This window comes from Nonomuraea guangzhouensis, assembly GCF_019396345.1.
Lineage (GTDB): Bacteria > Actinomycetota > Actinomycetes > Streptosporangiales > Streptosporangiaceae > Nonomuraea > Nonomuraea guangzhouensis.
In genome coordinates, this window is sequence record NZ_JAHKRM010000079.1 from 1 (window position 1) to 11,336 (window position 11,336).

The 11,336-nt window shown below is 67.0% G+C and carries 8 protein-coding genes; 2 read left to right on the top strand and 6 right to left on the bottom strand.

Translation table 11 applies throughout. The annotated features are described in order from the left end of the window. Positions 1 to 190: 190 nt before the first annotated feature. The gene (locus KME78_RS62950) at positions 191 to 1,708 is read left to right on the top strand and encodes an apolipoprotein N-acyltransferase (RefSeq protein ID WP_219539827.1); all 1,518 of its coding nucleotides are present in this window, start codon (positions 191 to 193) and stop codon (positions 1,706 to 1,708) included. A 245-nt stretch (positions 1,709 to 1,953) separates the two neighbouring features. On the opposite strand, the gene KME78_RS62955 is transcribed toward KME78_RS62950, so the two are convergent. After that, positions 1,954 to 3,363 (bottom strand): pyridoxal phosphate-dependent decarboxylase family protein, encoded by a 1,410-nt coding sequence (locus tag KME78_RS62955; protein WP_219539828.1) that lies wholly within the window; start codon positions 3,361 to 3,363, stop codon positions 1,954 to 1,956. A gap of 146 nt (positions 3,364 to 3,509) precedes the next feature. Here KME78_RS62955 and KME78_RS62960 point away from each other — a divergent pair, with 146 nt between their 5' ends. Next, a complete protein-coding gene (locus tag KME78_RS62960; protein WP_219539829.1) occupies positions 3,510 to 4,031 on the top strand; it encodes an Lrp/AsnC family transcriptional regulator in 522 nt (173 codons plus the stop codon). Between the two features lie 694 nt (positions 4,032 to 4,725). Here the strand turns inward: KME78_RS62960 and KME78_RS62965 are convergent. The 5 genes from KME78_RS62965 to KME78_RS62985 all read right to left on the bottom strand — a co-directional run. Further along, on the bottom strand, positions 4,726 to 5,952 hold the full coding sequence (locus KME78_RS62965; protein ID WP_219539830.1) for an alkaline phosphatase family protein: 1,227 nt from the start codon (positions 5,950 to 5,952) through the stop codon (positions 4,726 to 4,728). Beyond that, entirely contained in the window at positions 5,949 to 6,848 is a 900-nt protein-coding gene (locus KME78_RS62970) for a LysR family transcriptional regulator (protein WP_219539831.1), read from the bottom strand. The genes KME78_RS62965 and KME78_RS62970 overlap by 4 nt, the downstream gene beginning before the upstream one ends. Beyond that, a complete protein-coding gene (locus tag KME78_RS62975) occupies positions 6,845 to 8,170 on the bottom strand; it encodes a cation:dicarboxylate symporter family transporter (protein WP_219539832.1) in 1,326 nt (441 codons plus the stop codon). Before KME78_RS62975 ends, KME78_RS62970 begins: the two co-directional genes overlap by 4 nt. 16 nt (positions 8,171 to 8,186) lie before the next feature. Then, entirely contained in the window at positions 8,187 to 8,369 is a 183-nt protein-coding gene (locus KME78_RS62980) for a hypothetical protein (protein ID WP_219539833.1), read from the bottom strand. Positions 8,370 to 8,410: 41 nt separating this feature from the next. Then, positions 8,411 to 11,336 (bottom strand): S8 family serine peptidase (locus KME78_RS62985; RefSeq protein WP_219539834.1); only part of this gene is annotated, 2,926 nt, incomplete at its 5' end.

Genomic DNA, 11,336 nt, shown 5'->3' on the forward strand with positions numbered 1-11,336 from the left:
CCGCCTCCGGCTCATCGTCGGCGACACACCGACCCCGAACCCACTCCCACAGACACTTACCGCTTAACCTGCAGAAACAGGATCACGCGAAGATCGATTCATACACCACGTCCGTGGACGTGACCTCCGTACTCCGGTTCGGGGGCGTGCGAGATGGGATGGTGAGGTCCGCGCTGCCTAAATTTGCCGCATGAATCGTCAGACTCGATGGGCAATGCTCGCTGCCGGAACCGCGCTCTCAGCCGTGGCCGCGCACGGTCGATGGGAGGTGGCCGGGGCGGCATGGGGCTATCTGATCCTGTTATTACGGTTCTCCCGCATAAGCCGGCCTCTACCGGCAATGGGAGGCATCGCACTCGCCGCCATGGTGGCCACCACATTCTGGCTCTACGAGAGCGGGCTGCCAGTATTCAGCCCAGTCTTGGCGCTGTCTCTGGTCATGGCGCTGGCGGGCGTGGTGCCGTACGTTCTGGACCGTCTGATCGCGGCGCGCTTGCCCGGTGCTTGGGCCACGCTGGTCTTCCCCGCGGGGGTGGTCGGCGTGGAGTACGCGCTCGCGAGCCTCAGCCCGGTCGGCAACATCCTGAGTTCGCTGGCCGCCACCCAGCACGACAACCTCCCGTTGCTGCAGGTCGTCTCGGTGACCGGTGGCTACGGGGTCAGCTTCCTCATCGCATGGTTCGCCGCCGTCTGCAATCACCTCTGGCAGGACGGCTTCGCTTGGCGGCGGGTGGCACCCTTCGGAGCCGTGCTCGCGCTGGTGCTTGCCGGAGGAAGCCTGCGGTTGGCATTCGCGGCGCCCGCTGGTGAAACCGTACGGGTGGCTGGGGTCAGCCCTGCGCGTTCGGTCCTGGAGACGTCCAACAGGGCCTTGAACGGTTACCCCTCGCCAGAACAGCTTGCCGGCGCCGACCCCGACCTGGTTCGGCGGGTATTCGCTCCTGTTAACGACTCCCTGCTGGCCGCCACCGAACGGGAGGCCAAAGCCGGAGCCAAGATCGTGGTCTGGCCGGAGGCGGGTGGTGCGGCACGCGAGGCCGACAGGCAGCGGCTGATCGACGAGATCGCCGCGATCGCCGCCAGGACAGGCAGCTATGTGAACGCGGGATTGATCGTGATCACGGCCGCGCCGCCGTACATGCGCAACGAGACTGTCCTCGTCGATCCGAAGGGGAAGGCCCGATGGACGTATCAGAAGGCTCGCCCGGTGCCGGGCCTGGATCCGTTCAACCCCGGCGACGGCAGGGTGCCGACCGCGGACACGCCGTTCGGCCGCCTGGCCAACGTCATCTGTTTCGACGCCGACTTCCCCGCGCTGATGAGGCAGGCCGGGGATGTGGATCTGATGTTGGTGCCGTCGAACGACTGGTACGGCTTCGGCACCGCGCATACAGAGAAGGCAGGCATCCGGGCGGTGGAGAACGGGTACTCGCTGGTTCGTCAGGCGAGCAACGGCCTGGCCGCTGTCTTCGATCCCCAGGGCCGAACGCTCACCTCGGCGGACTACTTCACGACCACGCAGCAGACGATGACCGCGCATGTGCCTGTCGCCGGTAGTCCGACGGTATATGCGCGGGTCGGCGACGTGTTCGCCTGGCTCTGTCTCGCGGCAATGGCCGCCCTCGGGGTCGCGGCCATGCGCGCCAAGCGGCTGACCGTCGCCCCATCCGGGAAACGATCAGAGCGAACTCGGGAAGCGATCTTCTAAGCACCTCCTTCCTCCCAGGATGGACCAGGGGCCGTTCTTGAAACGGCTGGACTGAGGTTGACGGGATCCCGTCTGATTGGTGTCACGGCGCTGGTGGAGGCCGAAGTTCGCGTCGCTGGGCATGGCGAAGCCGACGCCGGGCTGGGTGCTGCGACAGGGTGATCTGAATTGCGGCTTATGGGATGGGTGGTGGCCTGCTCCGACGCGGGCGCGGCCACCAGGCCGCGCTCATCGGCCATGCCTGGTCAGGCGTTTACGGCGGTATCGGCGCGTGCCTCGGCGATTATGATCTTGAGCGCTTCGTCGATGCGATCTTGGTGGGTACGGTGGGAGACCACGCACACGCGTAGGGTGTAGCGGCCGTCGATGATGGTGCTGGAGAGCACGATGCGGCGGTGGCCGTTGATCCGTTCCAGTAGCCGGCGGCTGGCTGCGTCGGCCGCTTCGGCGGCGGCCGGGCTGTCGTCGGCCGGACGGTGGCGGAAGATCACGGTGGACAGGTCAGGTGGTTGCGGCACGTCGAGTTCTTCGACTCCCCGCAGCACGTCGTGAACCTGTTCGGCCAGGTCGAGCTTCTCGTCCAGCGTCTCGCGGAAGGCGTCCACCCCGTGCAGGTGCAACGGCAGCCAGGCACGCAGACCGCGGATCTCACGGGTCAGTTCGGGTCCGAGGTGTCCTGCGTCGGGGACGATGCCCGCTGTGTCCGAGTCCTGAAGGTAGCTGCCGGTGGCGCTGTGAGCGGCGTGCAGGGCGGCGATGTCGCGGACGACCAGGGCTCCGGTACCGAACGGCAGGAATAGGGTTTTGTGCGGGTCCAGGGTGATGGAGTCGGCGTCGTGAAGGCCGGCGAGGCGTTGTTCGCCGCGTGCGGTGAGGCGGAAGAAGCCGCCGTAAGCGGCGTCGATGTGCAGCCACAAATCCTCGCGTCGGGCCAAAGCGGCCAACCGGGGTAGGGGATCGACGGTGCCGGTGTCGGTGGTGCCGGCGGTGGCCACCAGCAGGAACGGTCGTAGCCCGGCGGCCCGGTCGGCGCGGATCATTTCCGCCGCGGCCGTGGGATCCATGCGCAGGTCCGGGGTGTGCGGGACGGTGCGGATGTGGGCGGTCCGGATGCCGGCGAGTCGGGCGGCCTTGGCCACGGAGTGGTGGGCGAACGCGGTGGTGTACACGGTGCCGCCGGCGAGGTCCTCGCCGAGCTTGTGGTGGCGGGCGGCGACCGTCGCGGTGAACGTGGCCATCGATCCGCCGCTGGTCAGCAGCCCGCCGCTACCCTCGGCGAACCCGCACACGGCGCGGGCCATCCAGCGGATCACGCCCTGCTCCAGCGCGGCGAACACCGGTGCCACCGAGGTCACACCGCCGTAGCGGTTGACAGCTCGGTTGTAGAACTCCGCGAGCGCGGCCGAGTACAGCCCGCTGCCCGGGATGTACGCGAGGTGGCCGGGTCCGGCTGTTTCCAGAGCGCAGTCGGCGGCCTCATCCAGACGGGCGAGCAGAGTGTTCAGGTCGCCGCCCCGGGCGGGCGGAGACGCCAAAAAGGAGCTCACCAGCTCGGCTTCGGCCTCGGGTGTCAGGAGGCTGGTCGCCGGCCGGTCCGCGAGGTGCTCGATGCGGTCGACGACACGGTCGAGGACGAGCCGACCCATCTCCGTCATGGCGGCACGGTCGGGTTCCAGCGGAAAGTCACGCATAAGGCAATCCAATAACTGAGGGACGGCGATTCCGGCGTGCCGCCAGAATGCACCGGCTCAAGCGGCACAGGATGGCGAAAACGGCCCGCTCATGCCTTCAGTGCGCAACAATGTTCGACCAACTGGCCGATATGCTGAATATCATGCCACGTCCACTGTATGACCGCGTCGACCGATCGATCCTCGATCACCTTCAACGTCACGGACGCACCGCCAATGTCGACCTTGCCGATGCCGTACACCTGTCACCCTCCTCATGCCTGCGCCGCACCAAGGCTCTGGAGGAGGACGGGGTCTTGACCGGATACCGAGCTGAGCTTGACCGCGAGCGGCTCGGTCTCGGACTGACGGTGTTCCTGTCGCTCAAGGTTGAGCACTCCCGGACCACCTCGCAGGTGGTCGAAGAGGCGCTCAAGAAGATCGAGCACGTCGTCGCCTGCTATGTCGTCTCCGGCGATGCTGACTTCCTCGTCGAACTCGCCGTACCCGACCTGCGAACCTTCGAGAAAGTACTCACCGACCAGGTCCTCGTCATTGGTCCGGTCCGCGACGCACGCAGCACGATCTGCATTCGCACGGTCATCGACCGCGGTCCGCTACCGCTCACCTCGTGGACCGCCCCGCATCCATGACCAGGCCAACGACCCGTCTCCTCGAACGGCTGCAACTGGCACGGTTGAACTCCGCTACGCGGCTCCACCGCGTGCTTCGGGAACCATTCCCCGACGCCCCACCGCCGGCCCTCCCTTCTGGCCGGTAGGCGGGAAACGGTCTCTAATGTCACCGATGCCTCGCAGGTCAGATGTCTTCGTGAACACCCCACCCAGGGCCGTTCTTGAGACGGCTGGACTGAGGTTGACGGGATCCCGTCTGATCATCGCGATCAGGCGGGATCTTGTCGTTTCAGGGGTTTCCGAATCGTGTCGTCCTGGTTTGGGGGCCGCGGAGTGGGTGTCTGGGAAGGCCCGGGTGGCGTCGGGCCGCTGGTGGGGGAGCGAGATCCGGCCGTTGGGCATGGCGAAGCCGACGGTGAGCGAGCCGCTGCGACGGGGTGGGGGCCTGGTCTGGCCTGCGGGTGGTGTGCTGTCGAAGGTCCCGGCTGGCGACTGCGGAGTGGCGGTGGGTGATGGGCTCGTTTTGGGGCTGCTGGGTGGGGCGCCGCTGGTCGAGGAAGTGGTTTCGATGACCGCAACGCCTCGCCCCGACTCCGGCGTACTCACTCACCGAATAGGTGCAACTCCACACACCGGCTTGCTCGCCCTTGCTTGTCGGGCACGTTGTCCGGCAGCGTGATCGCAGTATTGAGGAAGGGCGCCGTCTCGCGATCTACACAGTGTTGTTGAGCGTCAGATCGTGGATGTCTCGACTCCTCAGTACACCGGCGTGTAGCCGCTTCGCCAGCGGCCCCCTAACGGGGCGGCTGAGGATCAGCGGAACGAGTTGCTCGTGCCTGCTGCCGTGGGATCGGAGACCTCCATGTAGCTGAGAGAGATCGTGATCGACCGCATGGCGGCCGAGCGCGGTGTCGGCCGCGGCCGAGCAACCGATGTCGCCGATGCGGTCTGCCGGAAGCTCATAGATCGTCGCCGCGTCTTCACGCTCCCAGATCTCTTCGATACCGGGCAGTACCGCGAGAGCACGCACAGCGGCCCCGCGATGCTCGGGGGCCAGATACAGCCAGGCGAAGCCCCCGAGCCCTCCGTGATGCTTGGGATAGGGGTCGGTGATGGGTAGCACGATTTCCTCGAACGGGACGCCTGCTTCGGTGAGGATGTCGCCGAGATAGTGCACACGAGCGGCACCGATGTCGTGGTGCTTGGCGTTCATTCCATGATCGGCGGTGATCCCCACGGTGCACCCGGCGTCCAGGTACGCGCCGAGCAAGGCGTCGAACTCGGTGAAGAACCGGTCGGCGAGTTCGTCCCCAGGTGCTGCCGCATGCTGGACCCGGTCCGTGAGGGAAACGTAGATGAGGCGCAGCTCGGGAACCCTTCGAAGCACAGCCAGACCGATGCGCATCGCATAGTGACTGGCGGAGGGGTCGTAGACGTCAGGAGCAGCTGTCCCCACGAGCTCCTCGATGTCGTCGATCCCGTAGTCGGGCAGTGCGGCACCTGCCGCACGTTCGACGCTGACGCTCGGCACGCCGCCGTTTCCGAGCAGGAGCCGGAGCTTGTCCTTTGTCGTGACGGTCAGCGTCGGGATCCCGTGGGCGGCGAACTCCGCGTGGATGCTCGGCGCGCGAAGAAATCGAGGATCGTTGAGCAGTTCCAGTGAACCATCGGGCAGCCGGCAGTAGTTTCCGGGGATGCCGTGGATGGCAGGCGGGACGCCGGTGACGATGGAGATGTTGTTCGGGTTGGTCAAGCTCGGCATCTCTGATGCTCCGACGGAGAAGACACCGCCGTCGTCGAGCATCTGCTGGAGACGAGGCATGATGCCGCGGTTCAGCCCGTCTCGGAAGTATCGCGGGTCACCACCGTCGACGGTGATGACGACGACAGGGTGATCTGCGACGGTGTACGAGCGATCGTTCACGGTAATGGTGGTCACGATGTCCTTTCTTCGCGGACGCTTTCGATGAAGAGCTCTTCGACCAGCGCCAGTGGTCGTGCCGCCAGCCTGATCAGTTGGATCGGACGTGCGGGAGGCGCTGGGTCGAGATGGACCTCGGCGACGCGGCCGAGTAGCAGGGCCTCCTCGGCGACGGCCCTGGGTAGGCAGGCCAGGCCGAGCCCTTGGGCCACTGCGGCGACGATCGCGCTTGTGCTGGCGATCGTGCTGGCCTGGGTGCGTGGGATTCCCCACCTCTGCGCCATGTCAACTTGGTACTGGCGCGTGGTGGACCCCTCTTCTCGAAGCAACATGCGGGTGCCGCGCAACAGGCGCGGCTCCACCTGTTGCCCGGCGAGTGGATGATCGCCGGCCACGATGACCACTTGCTCCTCGCATCCCGCTGCTGTCGCATTGAGAGAGGGCTGCTCGCTCTGAGCGGCGACGAGCGCGAGAGGCAGTTCGCCGGAGAGCACCTTCTGGGTGATGAGCGAGGAGTTCGCGACGTGGAGTTCCAGCTCGACGTCCGGATAGCGGTCCAGGAAAGAACGCAAGAGCCGTGGAAGCAGGCGCTCCGTCGCGGTGGTCGTGCCTCCGATGGCCAGGACACCGGCGACCGGCGCTCGTCGTACGCGCGCGACCTGATCCAGCGTCTCATCCGCGAGGGCGAGCAGACTACGGCCGTACTCAAGGAGCTTCTCACCGGCCTCGGTGAGCCTCAGCGAGGGCGCGGAACGGTCGACGAGCACCGCACCGACCTCGCCTTCGAGCTGTTGAAGGTGAGACGAGACAGTCGACTGCGCGACACCGAGCGCTCTCGCGGCCGCCGAGATACCGCGGTGATCGGAGATCGCCACGAATGCCTGAACCCGTTGAAGACTGAGTTTGCCGGTCATCGGCCACTGACCTTCTCCGGCTCGGCTTCCAGAGGGTCGGCGGCCGAGAGTGGGGCGGGAGGCGTGGACTTCCCGGACATGATGGCGTTGGCGGCTGACGACGAGATCTCGCCTTGCCAGCGCGCGATCACCAGACCTGCCACCGCGTTGCCGAGCGAGTTCACGACGGCGCGACACTCGGACATGAATCGGTCGATCCCGAAGACGAGCATGACCCCCGAGACCGGGATGACGGACGTCGCCGACACCGTTGTGGACAGCATCACGAAACCGCCTCCGGTCACGCCCGCGGTTCCCTTCGACGACAGCAACATCACCGCGAGGAGCAGAAGCTGCTGGCCGAGATCGAGGTCGATCCCCAACGCCTGTGCGATGAACATGCTGGTCAGCGTGAGATAGATGCAGGTGCCGTCGAGGTTGAACGAATAGCCCGCGCTGACGGTGATGCCTGCTGTGCCCTTGTCGACGCCGAGGCGAGTGAGTTTGGCGACGATACCGGGAATCGCGACTTCCGAGGAGGACGCGCCCAGTGTCAGCAGAGTCTCCTCTTTGAAGTACCGAAGCGTGTGAAGCGGGTTCAGGCGTACCAGCAGCAGGATGCCGCCGAGGACGACGACCACGAACACGATCGATGTGCCGTAGAAGGTGCCGATCAGCTTCAGCAGCGCGCCGATGGTCGTCATCCCGAAGTGGCCCACGGTGTAGGCCATCGCGCCGAATACGCCGACGGGGGCGGCATACGTGACGAGTCGCACGATCGTGAACATGACCTCGCCGATCCGATCGACTGCCCGGGCCACGGGCCGAGCCCGGTCGCCGAGGACGGCCAGGGCGACGCCGAACAGAACGGCGAAGAACAGAATCTGAAGAATCGCGCCTTCGGCGAAGCTCGCCACGATGTTCTTCGGGAAGATTTGCAGCACGTAGTCGGTCCACGACATCTCCGACGCTGCGTCAACCCGCTCGCTCACCTCGTCGGTGAGCTGAAGCTGAGCGGGCTCCACCGCCAGGCCGTCACCCGGGCGCACCAGGTTTACGGCGAGGAGCCCGAGCAACAGCGCCAGCGTGGTCACGATCTCGAAGTACGCGATCGAACGCAGCGCGATCGCGCCGACATGCCGGAGCCGATTCACGGCTGCGATGCCGCTGACGACCATGCAGAAGACGATCGGTCCCAACAGCATCGTCAACAGCCCGACGAAAGTCTTCCCCAGAACCTCCAGCGAGGTCGCGAAGCCAGGTGCCACAAGGCCGGCGATCACACCTGCGGCCATGCCGGCGAACACCCACGTGTACAACTGCCGGTACCAGGGCTTGCGCACGCGCTGAGCACTCTCGCTAACGGTTGAAGCCATGATTCACCTCCCCTTGATGAGGCGAGCGCATGCCTCGCTCCGCCCACCCGGACATCGTGAGCGGCAAAAAGTGGAGGAAAGTGAACGGCAGCCATCCGGCCAGGCGAATGTGCGACGACAGGCCGACGACCATTCGATAGACCCCATCGAGGATGCCGATCGGCATCTACGGACGGTGGCGTAGCCTCGGTGGCGACTCGTGGTCGGTTATTCCGATCCCACGGCGTAGGCTCGGATGACGGTCTGGGTGAGGCGGGCGCCGGACGTTCCCTCGACCCGCACGCGCAGCGATACATGTCCTGGCGTGCGCGGATTGAGCACGTTGGCCGTCCATTCCGAGCCCGCGCGAACCGTGGGAACAGGGCGCCAGGTGGCGCCGTCGTCAGCGGACATCTCCAGCCGGACGCTCTTGACCGGGCTACTCCGCTCGAGCCGCATGGGCAGCCGGGTCAGCGAGCCGGCGGCGGCACGGTTGAACTTGTCAAGCCCCGCCGGGGCGTACCGCATCGCCATCAGCGGCAACGGCCGTTCTCCCTCTGTGCGCGCGGACCGCACCGTCCAGACGGCGTCCACGGCCGTGGACAGCGTCGAGGACGACGGTCGGCGCAGGGACGCGCTGAGTGTGTACGTGGCGGCCTCGGCCGGCAGGTTCGCGCGGAATTCGCACGCGCCGGGATCGTCGATCCCGCAATCGGCGAGGTCGGCCCTGGCGAGCACCTGCCCGTCCCTGGCGACGGTGACGGAACCCGTGGCGGCCGAGTCCGTCCCGGCCCGCCCAGCGACACCGTCGGCGAAGAGGGCTCCGGCGTTGAGCACCAGCTTGTCACCGGTACGCCGTGCGGCGACCCCAGCGAGCGAAGGGCCCGTCACCGCGGCGTTCCACAGCTCCTGGGCGGATCCGCGCCGTGCGGTTCTTCCCTCGTCCACGATCGTCGCGGTCCCGGCCAGAAGCGCGCTGTCCCAGACAAGGCCGGGTGTCCGGTAATGGGTCAGCGTGCCGGGCAGGTCCATCTCCTGCAGCGGTGCCTGCAGGAACTCGTCAGCGGCGTCGCCAAGGCGCGCCCCCGTGATGGGGGTGGCCTGGGCCGCTGCGCCGGAGGCCCGGTATGTCGCCGTCACCTTCGCCAGCTCCCGCCGCTTGGCCGCGTAGACGGGTTCGTCGGGGAGCTCGTCGATGTGGCGCTGGGCGAGGTCATAGACGTACGAGGCGGTCTTGTTCACCCAGATGTTCCTGATCATGAACTTCAGCCCTGATTGGCGGGCCGGGACGACGAACAGCCTGTCGGGATACTTCTTGAACGAGACCCAGGACGCTGCCCACTTCCCGAACGCCATCTGGAAGTCGAATCCGTTGTCCTGGGCCGCGTCCGGGTCGTCGATCGCGAAGCGGATCTGCTTCCCCAAGCGTGCGTCCAGTGTCACCTGCTGGTCGGTATCGCCCACGGTGATGACGGTGTGGGCGATCGTGGAGCCTTCCAGTTCGGAGGTGTCGGTCAGCAGGTTCCACTGCCCCTTGGGCAGTCTGATGTCGGCGCGGCCCTGGTCGAAGAACAGGTCGCGTTCGGCGCCGGTGTCCGGGTTGTAGATGGTGGCCCTTGGGTCGATCGGCGTGCCGGATTTGCCGACGGCGGTGATCGTCACGTCGTGGGACTCCGGCTCGACGTACGCGCCGGCCAGCGTCCGGGTCACCTGTTCTCCTGATCTGGCGGTGACGGTTCCCGGGTAGTCGCCGGTCGCCTTGCCGCGCGCGTCGATCGTCAGCATGACCGGCGCCTGTCCGTGCGCGGGCACCTCGACGCGGTCGGCGGAGAGGTCGAGCAGGTCGCCCTCGGCGATCAGGTCGAGTGTGACCGGGGTGTCGCCGGAGTTGGTGTAGGTGATGGTCCTGGTCGCCACCTGCTTGGCCGCGCCGAAGGGGAAGAGGGCATGCAGGTTGGCAGGTTCGGCGGTCACGGGCTGGGCCAGCGCACGCACCAGGTCCACCAGCCCGGCACCCTGCTGGTACGGCGTCGCGTCCGCCGCGGGCGCGGCGCTGCCGATGAGAGCCGCCTTCAACTGAGGGCCGGTCCAGTCAGGGTGGCGCTGCGCGAGGATGGCGGCGGCCCCGGTCACGTGCGGCGTGGCCATCGAGGTGCCGCTCATCTCGACATGGGTGCCCCCGGCCTGCGCCGCCACGATGCCGACGCCGGGTGCCGTGATGTCCGGCTTGATCGCGTGGTCGCCGTCGCGTGGCCCCGCGCTGGAGAAGTGGGCCATCCGGCCCTGCCGGTCCACGGCGCCGACTGTCAGGGCGGCGTCGGCGGAACCGGGGCTTTTCACCGGGTTGGCGGGGTCATTTCCCGCGGCCACCACGAACAGCGCGCCGGTCCGTTCCGACAGCACGTTCACCGCCTGCTCCACGGGGTCCAACTCGGGGGTGTCGGGTGCGCCGAGGCTCATGTTGATCACTTTGGCTTTGACCTCGACAGCGGCCCACTCCATGGCGGCCAGGAGGGCCGAGTCGGTGTATTCCCTGCTGCCCAGCTTGCCGACGGCGATCTCCGCGTCCGGCGCCACCCCCTTGTACTTCTCACCCGCCCCCGCGACGATCGACGTCACGTGGGTGCCATGTCCGAGGTTGTCGCGGATGTCGGGTTCCTCGCTGAAGTTGCGTGACTGCTGGACCGCGCTCTTCAGATCCGGATGGTCGGGATCGTACCCGGAGTCGAGTACGGCGACCTTGACGCCTTTGCCGGTGAAGCCTTGTTTCCACGCTTGCGGGGCGCCGATCTGCTCGACGCTCCGGTCGAGGCTGAAGGAGCGGTGGCCGTCCAGCCAGAGCTTGGCCGTCCCCGCGGCCAGCCTGCGGGCGCCCTGTCCCGTGAGCTCTCGCCACGTCTGGGCGGTGCTCGTCTTGGGAAGGCGCAGCGTGGTCATGCCCACGTCGGCGAGCCGCCGGACGTTCCCAGCGGCCCGCAGCGGCGCGGCGCGCCCCTCCGGCGACTGGAGGATGAGAGGGATGTCCGTCCTGGTGGCGTCGCCGTAGCCCCACTGCAGGAGTTGGGTGACATCGAACAGGCGCCTGTCGAGCAGGCCCTTGGCGATCAATGGCTTGGCGTCGGACGGGATCACGTACAGGTGGCCCCCGCGCACC